A 14,666-nucleotide genomic window follows, 5' to 3' on the forward strand; every position below is an offset into this window, starting at 1 on the left:
ACTGTATTAAATGCAAGTATTCTCTAAACATAGTATCCTTTTTATAGCGTTTTTTATTAGCGTTACAACTGTATCTTTGGCACAACAGACCAATGGTACGTCTGTAATAGACTCGTTAGCTTCAATCTATTATCAAAATGCAAAAAAATCCGTTAGTAGCTAAAAAGGCAGCCTTACAATGGTTGGAAGAAAGTCAAAAACAAAAGATAGATTTACAAGAAGTTAGAGCCTTATATGCACTTGGTAACTTAAGCAATATTATAGGAGATTATAAAAGCACGATACACTACACTAATGATGCTCTAGTAGTATTAGATACACTAGAACTAGATAAAGGTAGGGCTGCCTGTTACAATATATTAGCATCAGCTTATAAAAATTTAGGAGAGTATCCTAAAGCCATAGATTATTTTATGCAATGCTTAAAATTTGCTAATAAAAATAATAACAAACCTCAAGAAGCCAATGCCTATCAAAATATAGCCACCTTATATTTATTGCAAAAAGACTATAAAAAATCGGCAGAAAATTTAGATCGTGCAGCCAATTTATATCGCGAAATTGGTGATGATGATGGTGTTTTGACCACACTGTTTAATTTTGCTAATATTTTAAAAGAAGAAGGTAAATTTGATCAAGCACGAGAGCATTACAATACCGTTTTAAGGTACCGAGAAAAAGAAGGCAATAAAGCAGTCATTGCTTATATCAACATCAATCTATCACAAATGTTAGTGCAAGAAAAACGTTGTGAAGAAGCGGTTGTGGCTTTAAAAAAGACTTTAGGCTTATTAAAAGCGCTTCAATTTAATTCTGACATTGCAATAGTTTTAAACGACTTAGGGGTTTGCGAGACCAAATTAGGACATAAAACCAAAGCGATTAACTATTTTAATCAAGCTTTAGCCATTGGTAACCAACAATCACTAATGACATACAAAGCCGACATTTACAAAAATTTAGCACAATTATATCAAGAGGAAAAAAACTATGAAAAAGCACTAGAATTTTATCAAAAAGGAGTGACTACTGTAGCAGAACAACAAAGTTTAGATAAAGAAAAATATGTTGCTAAAATACAAGAAGGTTACGAAACCCAATTAAAAGAAGCCAGAATAAAACTGCTGGAAAAAGAACAAAAATTAAGCGAAACCGAACTACAAAAAGCAGAACTTACCGTAAAAAAACAACGTTTAATTAGAAATACGCTTATTACTGGTATTGCATTGGCAATAATCATATTACTGATTTTAAGGTGGTCTTATATTAAACGTTTAAAAATCCAAAAACAACTTAATTTACAGCAAGAAGAAAATGCTAAACAGAAAATTAGCGAAATGATGAAAGATCATAAGCTCTCTGTTATCGAGCGTTACCAAGAAGGTCAAGACGAAGAACGCTCTAGACTAGCACGAGAAATACATGATGGTATTGGTAGTGACTTAGCAAGTATTAAAATTGCGTTTGAGCATTATATCGAGCCACACCAGGAAGATATACAATCTAAAAAAATTGCAAAAGCGATTAATAATGCATGTCAAGATATTAGAAATTTTTCACATCAATTACATCCATTATCCTTTTCAAAAATAGGGTTTATTAGTTTTTTAAAGGATTTTGTTAATCAGATTAATAACGCCTCTGACCTAGAAATAAATACTTATTTTTTTCCTGAAGACGATATCGATCAATTACCAGAAGCTTTATTAGCAGATGCCTACCGTATTGTACAAGAGTTAATAAATAATATTTTAAAGCACGCCAAAGCAACCACTGCAGACATACAGTTAACCAAGCATGACTCCCATTTAAACATTGTTGTTAACGATAACGGTAAAGGCTTTAAATCTAACAAAACACAAGGTATAGGACTCCGTAATATTAAAGAGCGTTTACAAAAAGTAAAAGGAACTTTAGACATAGATAGTAGCAACAATCACGGAACATCAATTACCATTGACATCCCTACAAATTAAATGACATTGAAAAAAACAAATATCATCATAGCAGACGACCATCTTATGTTTTTAGAAGGTATAAACACCATATTAAGCGATATGGAAGAGGTCGGAGAAATACATTTAGCAACAGAAGGCAAACAAGTCATTAGATTATTAAACCAATTTGAGATTGGTTTAATAATTAGCGATATAAGCATGCCAAAAATGGACGGAATAGAATTGCTTTCTGAAGTAAAGAAAAAACACAGTACTGTAAAAATCATCATGCTTAGCATGTTAGACAACCACAGGACAGTACATAAAGTCATACAAAAAGGGGCTGATGGTTTTGTACCAAAATTTACTAGTAAAGACGAATTACAAAAGGCGGTAAGAACAGTTTTAAATGACGAACAATATTTTTCTGAACTGATAAAACAACGCTATATGGAAAGTGTTTTTGAAAGAAAGAAATATAAAAACATAGAATTATCGCCCAGAGAAAAGGAAGTTTTAGCCCTTTTAGCCGAAGAATTAACCTCTAAAGAAATTTCAGAAAAACTATTCATTTCTGTCAATACTGTTGAAACACATCGTAAAAACATCTTATTAAAAACAGGTTCAAAAACCACTACAGGAGCTGTAAAATATGCGATTGAGTCAGGTTTATTTGACTAAAACAATGCTTTCAATTTTAATAGTATATGCCTTCCGCATTAAGTGCGGTTTGGATTAGTGTTAAAGTTTCAGAGTAATCCATAGTGTCATTGCTTTCGGTTAATAATTCACCTTTATAAATAAAATTAGAGTCCACATCAAAGTAAATAACATATATTCCTTTTTGAGGATTTATCCATGGGCCTTCTGTTTCATTATTAATAGCTGTATCATTTAAATATTGTACCCAAGCAGCTCTTGATAATGTTGTTTTATCTATATAAATAGATTGTCTTTCTGCTAAAGCATAAGAGGTTGCATTAGCAGACAGTTTATCTAAAGCATAACGTTGTAACTGCTGTATCAAAGCCTCATAATTACTATGATTATCAGACAGTTTTAATGGTAAAATAGTCCATTGTTTTAAGTCGTCTTTTAATGTAAATGTTACAAATCCTTTAGGTTGTTCTGGTGTTATAACGGTAACCTCATAATCATCATGACGATCTAACGCTTTATAATATTGATTTAATACATCTAAAAACCGTTTTAAAACAGCATTTAATGCTACAGGATTGAGATGATTAGGCAATGTTATGGTACATTTTTTATAATCAAAATCTAAATCTAATTCTGGTTTAAGTTGTTTTTTAACCGCTTGCCTAACCTCATAACGTTGCTTTGAAGCCTCATACAAATCATGACAAGTTAATGCCTCTGTGGTACGTAATGGTAACGCCTGGTCATCTAATATGGTTTTAAGATTAAGGTGTGTATAAAACTCTATTTCAGGAATCGCTTTATTGTAAATCAATACACTAAAGATATTAGGATTCATGGTTGCTGCATTAAAAAAACGGTTACAATTATTAAAACCTAAATCGTCTTTAAACTCGCGTTTTAAGTACTTCTCTAAATTTTTTTGGCTTGCGTTTTTGATATTCCAATATATTTACTGCAACCCAAAACAATTAGATACAGTATATATAACGCTACTGGTATTAATACATATCTCATAATGTAATACTTTAAAAAATAAAGGTAACCGTCTCTAGTTGTTGTCCCCTCACTGAAATCAGTGAGTTTTTAGTTTCACTTATTAAAGGTGTCATAACTACTGGTTAACACTATAACTTTGAGTTTTTAATAGTAAAAAACAACGACACATGGGACTACAAGAAAAAAGAGCTGCCAAAGCTATCGAAGATCAATATTTAGGAGACTATCAACAAGAGATTAATGAGTTAGTCGGCAAACCGTTACCAATAACAATACATTGGGATACCTTTGAATTAGATTATATAAAATTTGTCCCAAGCGTGTGTTTACAACGTCTTACTGATGCATTAAAAGACGTTTGTAAAGACGATTTTGGTAAAGAAGCAGTACAAGAAAACATTAATAGCATTGCAGTATTTTGTATAGCAAATGAAGGTGCAGAAGCTAAAAAAGAACTAAAACTAGACGATAACGTATTCTCATTAACCGCCTGTTGGGGAGGACACCATAGTGGTTTTTTTCCTGATATCACTATTAAAACGTTTTTAGAAAACAATTTATAAATTACCGCTTACCCAACCATTAATAGCAACCACCAAAACAGGACACTATATATTTAGTCTCCTGTTTTTTTTACACCCTACATTTAAACCTATCACATAAAAAAGCCTTTAAGTACTCAACTTAAAGGCTTAAAAAAATAAATTAATGTCAGCTTAATTTATAACCGTGTCATTTAATACAACCCCTTTTAAAACCGCACTAAAGTATGTTTCAAGTGCTTCAAATTGATGATGCTCTGAAAACGATTGACTACATCCTGTTACTTTAGATTTTTTAAAGGTTATATGTAAAGTCAATGCCTCTTGTTTATACAACTTTATATTACCAGACCACTCCCCTTCTTGATCACACAACCAATCCAATAACATAGGATCTGTAACACTTTTAATACCTCCTGATAGGTTAAACGTAATAGGTTCTTTTTCGTCTTTGTCATACTGATACGGTGGCGAAAAATTATAATCACATTGGCTTAATGCAAAAACTTGTTCTGTGGTACTGTCTTTTTTTAGTACTAATTCTATTTTTAATTGATTTTCATCTTCCATACCTATTGTTTTAATATTAATTATATCGTTTATACTATGTTGCTTACAAAATGTAAATCCAGTAAACACTGGGTGCTTAGCTGTATACACTAACCCTACAAAATTGCTGTTTTTTAAAATAATAAACCTCACGGTTTACCGTGATATTATAATTTAATCACTGGATTGTATTAGTATTAGGCATAAAAAAAACGCTTTTAGTAAAGCGTTTTTTTATTTAAATGGTCTATAAAATTATAGGTCTACAGGTGTTGCATCAGGTTGCTTTTTTAGTTGCTCTAAAATAAAATAAGCCGAGGCAGCAGATACTAATATGGCAGGAATAGCTACCATAATTAAATCATCTTGAGATAAATCTAAAGTCATAAAAGCGGTTATAATTATTAAGGCTTCCACAACAATCCAAGTAATAACTGTGCCTGCTATCCATTTTCCGGGTTTTATCCCTTTTTGATCGGCTACTAATTTAATTTGTTTAATAAAATAAGCTATTGCAAATGCTTCTAACATGGTTTTGGTTTAAGGTTAAAAAATGACAAATGTAAGTGTTTTAATTAATTAAAAAATCTAAAACATTATTCCATGTTAAAAAGGCGTTACTGCCAAAATGGACATGTCTATCCCCAAATTTATCTACACCATAATTTTTAGTGTCATCAATAATATAATCTCCTCTAATTAAATCTTTATTATGAGTTAATATTAATTTTTTATGAGCTTCTAAACCTAAGTATTTTTCAACCCATAAGCGTTTTTCCATCCAACAATGCGGATTACTCCATACAGGTGTTGACACAATATAACAATCATACTTAGCACTCAAAATTTTAAAAGCATTTATAGCTCCTTCAATTGGTTTATTATTTAGAAAAAAACCTTTCTTATTTTTATTCTCGCTAAATGGTCCGTCTCCTAGCTCAACTAAAACACCATCCATATCTATTAATATAATCTTTTTCTCCATTTTAAATTTCACTTATTATCATATAATTTTGTTCTCTGTTCTTTGCGCAATAATTTTGAAGCTCACAATAAAAGCATGTGATTAAGGTGTTATTATCTATTTTAATAAACAACTCTTTGTTGACTTTAATGTTTACCTTTTTCAATACTTTTCTACTCACTATAAGTAACGTATTACTTCTATTGGTATCAACATTTTTTAAGATAGCTCTCAATACTTTATCATTAATAGTTCTATCCCATTGTCGGTAAGTAAAATGTTCTGATTTACAAAAACTTGCTACATAATGTCTCATGATACTACCTCCTCCTTTCTTAAATCTTGATTCTTATTAGTATTCCAATTATAAACACCTCCTCTATCTAAAAATTTTTCCAAATCATAATTCATGGTTTTTAAAGCTTTTTGTACTCCAACTTCTAAAATCGGTTTGCTGTAATTATGAGTTCCTTCTGCATTATCAAAAAAACGTCCTGCAGGATCAACCATCACATAACTTCCTTTTATTTCCTTGTTAGATTCTGGGACAATAGCTTCTACATCTTTATGTGTGTTTAAAAAATGGGTGTATTCTGCATTTGTGATTTTAAAATCATCAACTTTTATATCATTTTGTCCCACTATTGGTAATACTTGTAATACTTTCCAACGCTTAGGATTAGCGTACTCTATAAATTCCGTTAAGTCATCTTTATAGTTTACTTTATTAACTACTGTATTAATTTTTAAGCCATAGCCATACTTTTTAATAGTATCTACTAAATCATAATAGAATGCTTTACTTAATGGTCTTTTTCCTGAAATTGCTCTACCTATTTTAATATTGTTTTCATCCTCTAAACTATCTACACTTACTGCAATCCAATCCAAGTAGTCTGTATTGGCTTTTAAAAATGTATCTGTTAATTTGCTACCATTGGTTACTATCATGGTAGTCATTCCTAATTGCTTTGCTTTCTTAATTAAATTTGGTAACCACTTACACAATAGAGGCTCTCCTCCTGCAAATGTTATTTTTTCAAATCCTGCTGCTGCTATATTTTCAACTACTTTTAGAGCGTCTGCTTCTGGCAAATGCCCTTTTGGTAAAATAGTCTGTTTAACATCTTGAAAAGTTGCAAAGCAAAACTTACAACGCATATTACACGGTTCCCATAAATGATAATTGATACTTGGTATTGCGATTACAGCATTAAGCTCTCGGTATGATTTAATTATCTGTTGTGATACTTGTTTTGGAGTTAAATTATCTGTATCGATAACCAAATCATAATTTTTATCGTTGGTAAAATCAACATTGTAACATTCTAAAAAACGTGTTCTCATAGCCTCATTGCGCAGTTTAATAGCTTCTGGACTTGTTACCTCATCTACTCTGTTCCCTAAACATATTCTTTCAGACGCCTTTTGATCAGATACTTTTAATAACACATTAAAAGCATTTTTGACAAAATGAAACCCTAACCTATAATCAATTACAAGGTTTTCTTTACTATTACATTCTATTGTAAACTTCTCATCTATTTCATGATCCAATTCTGGTTGTGCTTTACATTTATCTTGAAACTCATTAATAGTCATTCCGTAGGTCTCCTTTGCATAGGCTCTAGAGTAATTTCCAATCGAGACAAACTCAAAATTCAATTGTTCTTTAATAATTTTACCTACTGTAGATTTTCCCGTTCCAGCAAATCCGCTTAATGTTATATTTTTATTCATAATTTTTGTTTTTTTAAAATCTCACCCTTAACTAAAAGGATGAGATATTATTAGTTTTTTACTTGTTAGCGTTTTTAGCTGCTGCACTTTGGGCTCTTGCTACAAAGCTTCCTTTTGTTACTCCTCCTGTATTTGAAGTTTTAGTTGTGCTGCTTTGAATTCTTGAAGCTGCTGTTTTTGTCATTGGTCTTGATTTACTCATTTTTTATGGTATTAATTAGATTTTTAAAAGCTTAGCACCATGCTAAACCCGTTGTTATTACTGTAAAGATGCAGATGATTACAATTAAATTTTCTAATTTGTGACAGACCGACTATATTTGGGATATCGCTCTGTTTTTCTGGGATATAAAAAAATGACTCTCAAAAAAACAACCATTTAATCAACCAACCACCTACTATAACTGTATGAATCGCTATTCAGAATTTTATAATCAATACCAACTATCCGAACAAATAGAAATACCAAAAAGTACTATTCTCATTTTACTATGCGTATTGCTATTGGTCATAATAAGAAACTGGTACAATCTGTATAAAAAGCGTTCTTTTAGGAAGAAGAATAAACAAATAACAGAACAACTAGAAGCTACGCAACTAGCAATAACAAATTATGATGATAAACTAAAGGTCATCTCTAATCTCGAAAGAAAATTAACGAGTAAACACACTGAACTCTTTCAGCTACAACAAGAAATGGAAGATTACAAACAAAAATTCTATTCTACTTTAAGTCAAAAAGAAAAAGAGATAGCAAAACATAAAGAAACCAATAACCATCAAAAAAGAGCTTATGAACGTTTTGTAAACTATAAAAACGTAGAAGCAAATAATACAAGACTTGGAGCGCATTTTATAAAAAATGTGATTAGCCAGATTTACAATGATATTGAACAAACAGATAATAGTTACAAGTCTTTTTTAGGCATTAATTATAAAGTAGGGACAACTAAAAGTAAAATCCCACCTATTAAAGCTTTAAAAAACATTTTTAAACTATTAGACTACAATGTGTCAGCATTAAATAAAGAAAACACTACACTTGAAGAAGAGTTAGCACATATAACCATGTTTTTAGATCTTATTAAATATCTCAAACCAAATACTAACATTAATTTTAGTAATAAGTTAAAGTCAGAACAAAACAATACTATCAAAATAAAACCAACACTTTTCTTTCCATTTGTAGAAAATGCTTTAAAACATGGTAGCTTAAATAGCGAAGACTCTTTTATAAGTATCATTTTAAAAGAAAATGACGACAAACAATTAAGCTATTGCTTGGTGAATAGCGCAGAACAACGTTTAGATTATGACAGTAAAGTTTCACAATCATCTAACTTTGGCTTGAATGCTTTACAGCAGCTGCTTAAACTCCATTATCCAAAAAGTAAATTGGAGCATAAAACACTACCTAACAATCAATATTTATCAGAACTAACTTTAAGCTTAAACTAAATGATACGTTATATACTGATTGATGATGACCCTAGTATTTCGAAAAATGTTAAAACTAAAATTGATAAGCTATCAAAAGATTATGAGTTAAAACATATAGCAAGTTATGATAGCTCTAAAAAGGCTTATGAAAATATAAATGAAGACGACTTTGATTTACTTATAGTCGATTTTGAAATGCCTGTGTATAATGGTATTGAGTTGGCACATAAAATTGCAACAAACAAAAAAATAATATTTCTAACCTCTACAAGTAATAATGAGAAAAAAGTCATTAATAGTTTAGATATTTCTGGTTTTTTAAGCAAGCCTTTTGAGGTTGAAGAGTTTGAAGCTATTTTGAAAAATAAAATTATTGGTAAAATAAATAATAATAACACTTTTAAAAAAGGCGAACGATTAACTCTTGCAATTGGTGTAAATCAAGACATAGGTTTTTGTCCTGACGAAACCTGTTACATTTCAACATCGCGAAATATCAAAAAATATCAATCCAACAAAAACTGTGTTCATTTTTTTGGTGAGCAAGACGACGTTACTGTTACTAATGTTCGAATTAGTATTAACGAGCTTTCTAAAAAATTAGAACCTTACGGTTTTGAAAAAATTAACCAAAGCACTATTGTTAATCTATCTAAAATTGATAGCAGAAATAACAAAAAAATTAAGTTATTGGATTGTGACGAAACACTGTTCATTGGAGACAATGAAAAAAAGGAATAGTCTCTAGAATACGAACGCTATTTGGTGTCTAAAAAATATTAATTATCTAAAAACTGAAATTAAACACAGTTAATTTCTAAAAATAAAACACAGTTTTTTTCCTAAATTTGATTATAGCATTGTTATTATAAAAATTCTCCCTAACTGATAATAGATTTATATATCATAATTAAAATAGGAAGCTTTTCCTTTTTATATGGTTAAATCTAAACCAGAATATAATTTCGGCAAATGATTAACAAAATACTCTATATAGACATTGAGACCTCTAAAAATGGCAAAATAAATGATGTAGGCGCTATTTATAATGGGCAAGAGCTACATGAAAAAAGTTTAACAAAACTTGAAAAATGGATAAATCATACGCAATATATTTGTGGCCATAATATAATTGCACATGATATCCCGTTGATTAAAAACGTATTAGGCGAGAACATTTTTAAAGGAAAAAAATAATTGACACGCTACTTTGGTCACCTATTCTCTTTAGTGATAATCCTTACCATAAACTTGTAAAAGGTTACAAAATAGTTAATGATAGTGATTACAACAACCCACTATCCGATTGTAAGCTTACCAAAATACTGTTGAGTGATGAACTAAATAGATTTAATGAATTAGACCAAAATACACAACAGATTTATGCTAATTTACTTTTTCAATCAAAAAGTTATTCCGGTTTTTTAGAATTAATAAATTTCAAAATAGAACACTTAGATATAAGTAATAATTTAAATAACCTATTCGCCAATAAAATATGTAAAAACACACAAATAGATAAAATAGCTAAAAAATATCCCATAGAATTTGCCTACGCATATTCCTTAATTTGTACAGCCGAAGACAAATCAATATTAGCCTATTGGATTAGTAATACACTACCCGTTACTCAAAAAATAGTTGATAATCTTAGATTTAACAACTGTAACGATACAAGTTGTACCTATTGTAACACAAATTTAAACCCCATAAATGCATTACAAACCTATTTTGGTTATGAAAATTTTAGGAGTTTTGACTTAAATGAAAAAATAAGCTTACAGGAAAAAACAGTACGAGCGGGTTTAAGCGCAAAATCATTTGTTGCTGTGTTCCCTACAGGAGGAGGTAAATCTTTAACATTTCAACTTCCTGCTTTAATGAATGGTTCACTTTCACGTCAACTTACAGTTATCATTTCACCGTTGGTTTCATTAATGAAGGATCAAGTAGAAAATCTTGAAAAACGATTTGATATTACTAAAGCTGTAGCTATAAATGGTTTATTATCTCCATTAGAGCGACAAGATGCTATTGAACGTGTAGAAGGTGGTGATGTACAATTACTTTATTTATCTCCAGAATCTCTTCGTTCACCTACTATATTAAGAATACTAAAACAGCGCTCTATTGCTAGATTTGTAATAGATGAGGCGCATTGTTTTTCTTCTTGGGGACAAGATTTTAGAGTAGATTATTTATATATAGCCGATTTTATTAAAACTCTAGAAGCACACAATACTTTTAGAAAGATTCCTGTCTCCTGTTTTACAGCAACCGCAAAACCACAGGTCATAACGGACATAAAAAATTATTTTAAAGAAAAGCTAGAATTAGAACTAGACGAGCACATAACTAGAGCTAGTAGAACAAATTTAAGGTATGAAGTGATTCAAATTGAAGACGCTACAACAAAAACTAACTCTTTACTTAAATTATTAGAACGCTGTGAAAAACCTGCAATAATTTATGCTTCTAGAACCAAAAGAGTAGAAGAAGTCCATAAATCTATTGAAAAAGCTGGTTTTAATGCTACCTTTTTTCATGGTAAGCTAGACAAAGATTTAAAAAAGAGAAGTATGGATGCCTTCATGAACAGCGAAAAAGACATAATTGTTGCTACATCTGCTTTTGGTATGGGAGTAGATAAAGACGATGTAAAGTCTGTAATACATTATAACATATCAGATTCTTTAGAAAACTATGTACAAGAAGCAGGAAGAGCTGGTCGGGATGAAAGCATACAGGCAAAATGTTACATTCTATTTAATGAGCATGATTTAAACAAACACTTCAGTTTATTACAGCAAACAAAAATTAACCAAAAAGAGATTCAACAAATTTGGCAAGGATTAAAGTTTCTCTCTAAGTTTAGGACAAACAAAAAAATTAGTAATTCTGCTCTAGAAATTGCGCAAAAAGCAGGTTGGGATACAGAGATTATAGATTTAGAAACCAAAGTAAAAACATCAATAGCAGCGTTAGAAGACCAAGGATTTCTTAAAAGAAAACAAAACTCACCAAGTGTTTTTGCCGACAGTTTAATGGTTCCTAAAATTGAAAATGCGCTAAAAATAATTCGTCAACAAAACAATTTAACAGATACCCAGGTTCTAAACTGTTCTAGAGTTTTGCAACGTATAGTAAAAGATGATGAGTGTAGGATTGACTATTTAGCAGATAGAACAGGTTTAAAACTAAATGAAATAAGAGATGTTATTGATATCTTAAGAGAGTTTAAAATACTAGGAGACGCCAAAGATTTAACTGCATTTATTAACTTAACACAATCGTCTAATGGTTCAAGAAAAATTATTGAAAGGTATCGCATTATTGAAACCGCCTTACAACAACTATTAACTAAAGACATTAAAATCTCTATGCGTCAATTAAATCAAGATTTAATTGATAATGGTATTATACAAACATCTATAGATGCCATAAAAAACATATTAAATTATTGGGAAATCAGAAACTTTATTCAAAAAAAACGTATAGACAGAGCCCATGATTTATATCAAATTAAAATAAAAAATAGCGACCTACTTAAAGAGGATATACTATGGAGACATGACCTATCTATAGACACCTATCAATTACTAGAAAAATTCCAAATAGAGCAAAAGGAAAAGCAAGTTTTAAAGAGCAAAAAGATTTACCTGTATCCTTTTCTATGTTAGAATTAAAAAAATCAAATCAATTATTCGGGCAAATTAAAGAAGAAGACATAAAACGCTATGAAAAAACTCTACTCTTTTTAAATCAGATAAAATCCATCAAACTAGAAGGAGGTTTTATGGTATCCTATAATAGGTTAAACATAGAAGAAATTGACAATTCTATACCAAGGTTTACTGTAGATAACTTCAAGAAAATGAACGATCATTACCACCACAAAACCGAACAAATTCATATTGTTGGTGAATATGCAAAACGAAGAATCCAAAACTACGAATCTGCACTAGCGTATGTTAATGATTATTTTAGTCAACCTTATGATGAGTTTCTTGCAAAATATTTTCCAAGACGAAAAAAAGAAATAAGCACACCTTTAACACCCAATAGACTTAAAGAAGTAATTGGAGATTTAGATACCGATCAAACCAAAATAGTAAACGATAATAAATCGGATAACATCCTAGTATTGGCAGGACCTGGTAGTGGTAAAACTAAAGTACTAGTTCACAAAATAGCTAGTCTTTTATTACTAGAAGATATAAAACCAGAACAGTTTTTAATGCTTACATTTTCTAAAGCAGCATCTTTAGAGTTTAAGGCTAGAACCAGAAAACTAGTTCCCGAATATTCGGGCTTAATAAAAATAACAACTTTTCATGGGTTTTGCTTTCAACTCTTAGGACAATTGGGCGATTTAAAAAAGTCTGAAAACATAATACAAGACTGTTTAGAAGCTATAAAAAATGAAGATATTGATATTTCTTCCATCATTAATAAAAGTGTTTTACTTCTAGATGAGTTTCAAGATGTCAATAAAGCAGAATGGGAACTTATCCAGTTAATAATAAATAAATCTAAAGGCATACGTGTTATAGCTGTGGGTGATGACGACCAAAACATTTATGGCTTTAGAGGTTCGTCCAATGCCTATATGTTAGCATTTAAAAACAAATATAATGCGACCTCTTATTCGCTTATTAAAAACTATAGAAGTCATTCGCATATCGTTGCCTTTAATAACCAGCTATTAACAACCCTACCTAATAGATTAAAACAACAAGTTTTAGAACCAGTAAAAAAGGGAAGCGCAGCTTTTATACAATTAGTTAAGTACAACAGCAATTATCTAGAAAAATCATTAACTAATGCTGTAATAAAAGATGCGTATTCTGGCACTCGTGCTATACTTGTTAGAACCAATAAACAAGCATTAATGCTTAGTACTTTTTTAAAAGAGGCAGGACAAAAAACAAAACTAATCACAGGATTAGAAGGCTTTAGATTAGAGGCTCTATATGAATTACGAACGTTTACCCAAGCCCTGCAAAAAAACAAAAACGATGCTGGTTTAATTTTTAATAATGCATGGAATGCTGCTATAACGTTTTTTGAATCTAAACATCAAAACAGTTTGCATTTTGATATTTGTATCGCTATTATTAAAACATTTGAAAGCCATTACAATAAACAAAAACAGCTTATTGATTGGTACGAATACATTCGTGAAATTAAAATGGAAGACGCTATAAATGCAGATGCTAATGCCATTGTAATAGCAACCATGCATAAAGCAAAAGGTAAAGAGTTTGATCATGTTTATCTACTACTAGAAAACTACGACTTTACCGATACGGAATCTAAACGGGTTTTATATGTTGGCTGTTCTAGAGCGAAGCAAAGTTTACAACTACACTGTAATGCTTCCTTTTTTGACACTTTTAACACTAATACATTAAAAACCATAGCATTTGTTGGTAAAACAATACAACCCAATCACTTTGAGCTCCTACTGGGACATAAAGACATTTATCTAGCGTCTCAAAAATACTTTAAAACAGCTAATAAAATAAAGAAACTGCATTCTGGTGATGCGTTATTAAAAGACACCGTTCAATTTACTGGTAATACGGCTTTAGGTTTAGCTAATACGTATAAAGAGAATGTTCTCCTTTTTTCTAAACATTTTATAGAAACTAAGTATCGTTCATTTGTTAAAGATGGATATCAATTAGCATCTGGCCAAGTAGAATATTTAGTGTATTGGTACGATACTAAAGAAGAAAAAGAATATAAAATCGTACTACCTAGGTTGAAGTTTGTGAAACATTAAAATTTTAATAACTCATTTTTCATCTACTCTATTTTTATGCTTTAGTC

14 protein-coding genes are annotated in these 14,666 nt (G+C 30.4%); 8 read left to right on the top strand and 6 right to left on the bottom strand.

The genetic code is table 11. The features are described from left to right. Window positions 1-137 precede the first annotated feature (137 nt). Entirely contained in the window at window positions 138-1,976 is a 1,839-nt protein-coding gene (locus AC0L4B_RS15270; protein WP_473437687.1) for a tetratricopeptide repeat-containing sensor histidine kinase, read from the top strand. Next, entirely contained in the window at window positions 1,977-2,618 is a 642-nt protein-coding gene (locus AC0L4B_RS15275) for a response regulator (RefSeq protein WP_473437688.1), read from the top strand. It abuts the gene before it with no gap. A gap of 16 nt (window positions 2,619-2,634) precedes the next feature. Here AC0L4B_RS15275 and AC0L4B_RS15280 read toward each other — a convergent pair whose 3' ends face one another. Next, complete coding sequence (locus AC0L4B_RS15280; protein WP_473437689.1) at window positions 2,635-3,435, bottom strand: hypothetical protein; 801 nt, start codon at window positions 3,433-3,435, stop codon at window positions 2,635-2,637. Window positions 3,436-3,763: 328 nt separating this feature from the next. On the opposite strand from AC0L4B_RS15280, the gene AC0L4B_RS15285 reads away from it, so the two are divergent. Beyond that, window positions 3,764-4,159 carry a hypothetical protein gene (locus AC0L4B_RS15285; RefSeq protein WP_473437690.1) on the top strand — a complete coding sequence of 132 codons (396 nt, stop codon included), beginning with the start codon at window positions 3,764-3,766 and terminating at the stop codon, window positions 4,157-4,159. A gap of 153 nt (window positions 4,160-4,312) precedes the next feature. Here the strand turns inward: AC0L4B_RS15285 and tssD are convergent, their stop codons facing one another. From tssD to AC0L4B_RS15310, 5 genes are all read right to left on the bottom strand, one after another. Further along, a complete protein-coding gene (gene tssD, locus AC0L4B_RS15290; protein ID WP_473437691.1) occupies window positions 4,313-4,840 on the bottom strand; it encodes a type VI secretion system tube protein TssD in 528 nt (175 codons plus the stop codon). Window positions 4,841-4,942: 102 nt separating this feature from the next. Further along, window positions 4,943-5,218 (bottom strand): hypothetical protein, encoded by a 276-nt coding sequence (locus AC0L4B_RS15295; protein WP_473437692.1) that lies wholly within the window; start codon window positions 5,216-5,218, stop codon window positions 4,943-4,945. A 40-nt stretch (window positions 5,219-5,258) separates the two neighbouring features. Then, on the bottom strand, window positions 5,259-5,684 hold the full coding sequence (locus AC0L4B_RS15300; protein WP_473437693.1) for a 5' nucleotidase, NT5C type: 426 nt from the start codon (window positions 5,682-5,684) through the stop codon (window positions 5,259-5,261). 279 nt (window positions 5,685-5,963) lie between these two features. Continuing rightward, a complete protein-coding gene (locus tag AC0L4B_RS15305; protein WP_473437694.1) occupies window positions 5,964-7,391 on the bottom strand; it encodes a viperin family antiviral radical SAM protein in 1,428 nt (475 codons plus the stop codon). Window positions 7,392-7,449: 58 nt separating this feature from the next. After that, window positions 7,450-7,593 carry a hypothetical protein gene (locus AC0L4B_RS15310; protein WP_473437695.1) on the bottom strand — a complete coding sequence of 48 codons (144 nt, stop codon included), beginning with the start codon at window positions 7,591-7,593 and terminating at the stop codon, window positions 7,450-7,452. Window positions 7,594-8,087: 494 nt separating this feature from the next. Here AC0L4B_RS15310 and AC0L4B_RS15315 point away from each other — a divergent pair, with 494 nt between their 5' ends. The 5 genes from AC0L4B_RS15315 to AC0L4B_RS15335 all read left to right on the top strand — a co-directional run bounded on the left by AC0L4B_RS15315 (window position 8,088) and on the right by AC0L4B_RS15335 (window position 14,619). Then, window positions 8,088-8,849 (top strand): LytS family sensor histidine kinase, encoded by a 762-nt coding sequence (locus AC0L4B_RS15315; RefSeq protein ID WP_473437696.1) that lies wholly within the window; start codon window positions 8,088-8,090, stop codon window positions 8,847-8,849. Then, window positions 8,850-9,572: a LytR/AlgR family response regulator transcription factor gene (locus AC0L4B_RS15320; RefSeq protein WP_473437697.1), complete on the top strand. Its 723-nt coding sequence runs from the start codon at window positions 8,850-8,852 to the stop codon at window positions 9,570-9,572. 231 nt (window positions 9,573-9,803) lie between these two features. Next, window positions 9,804-10,028 (top strand): hypothetical protein, encoded by a 225-nt coding sequence (locus AC0L4B_RS15325; RefSeq protein WP_473437698.1) that lies wholly within the window; start codon window positions 9,804-9,806, stop codon window positions 10,026-10,028. Between the two features lie 131 nt (window positions 10,029-10,159). Then, the gene (locus AC0L4B_RS15330; RefSeq protein ID WP_473437699.1) at window positions 10,160-12,511 is read left to right on the top strand and encodes a RecQ family ATP-dependent DNA helicase; all 2,352 of its coding nucleotides are present in this window, start codon (window positions 10,160-10,162) and stop codon (window positions 12,509-12,511) included. Beyond that, window positions 12,505-14,619 (top strand): UvrD-helicase domain-containing protein, encoded by a 2,115-nt coding sequence (locus AC0L4B_RS15335; RefSeq protein WP_473437700.1) that lies wholly within the window; start codon window positions 12,505-12,507, stop codon window positions 14,617-14,619. Before AC0L4B_RS15330 ends, AC0L4B_RS15335 begins: the two co-directional genes overlap by 7 nt. Window positions 14,620-14,666: the final 47 nt, after the last annotated feature.

Source organism: Olleya sp. NP1-10 (assembly GCF_055804415.1).

What these genes read in the sequence shown, in the direction of transcription:
- AC0L4B_RS15270 (WP_473437687.1), top strand. Translation starts at nt 138, where the DNA reads ATGCAAAAAAATCCGTTAGTAGCTAAAAAGGCAGCCTTACAATGGTTG.
- AC0L4B_RS15275 (WP_473437688.1), top strand. Translation starts at nt 1,977, where the DNA reads ATGACATTGAAAAAAACAAATATCATCATAGCAGACGACCATCTTATG.
- AC0L4B_RS15280 (WP_473437689.1), bottom strand. Translation starts at nt 3,435, where the DNA reads ATGAATCCTAATATCTTTAGTGTATTGATTTACAATAAAGCGATTCCT.
- AC0L4B_RS15285 (WP_473437690.1), top strand. Translation starts at nt 3,764, where the DNA reads ATGGGACTACAAGAAAAAAGAGCTGCCAAAGCTATCGAAGATCAATAT.
- AC0L4B_RS15295 (WP_473437692.1), bottom strand. Translation starts at nt 5,218, where the DNA reads ATGTTAGAAGCATTTGCAATAGCTTATTTTATTAAACAAATTAAATTA.
- AC0L4B_RS15305 (WP_473437694.1), bottom strand. Translation starts at nt 7,391, where the DNA reads ATGAATAAAAATATAACATTAAGCGGATTTGCTGGAACGGGAAAATCT.
- AC0L4B_RS15310 (WP_473437695.1), bottom strand. Translation starts at nt 7,593, where the DNA reads ATGAGTAAATCAAGACCAATGACAAAAACAGCAGCTTCAAGAATTCAA.
- AC0L4B_RS15315 (WP_473437696.1), top strand. Translation starts at nt 8,088, where the DNA reads ATGGAAGATTACAAACAAAAATTCTATTCTACTTTAAGTCAAAAAGAA.
- AC0L4B_RS15320 (WP_473437697.1), top strand. Translation starts at nt 8,850, where the DNA reads ATGATACGTTATATACTGATTGATGATGACCCTAGTATTTCGAAAAAT.
- AC0L4B_RS15325 (WP_473437698.1), top strand. Translation starts at nt 9,804, where the DNA reads ATGATTAACAAAATACTCTATATAGACATTGAGACCTCTAAAAATGGC.
- AC0L4B_RS15335 (WP_473437700.1), top strand. Translation starts at nt 12,505, where the DNA reads ATGTTAGAATTAAAAAAATCAAATCAATTATTCGGGCAAATTAAAGAA.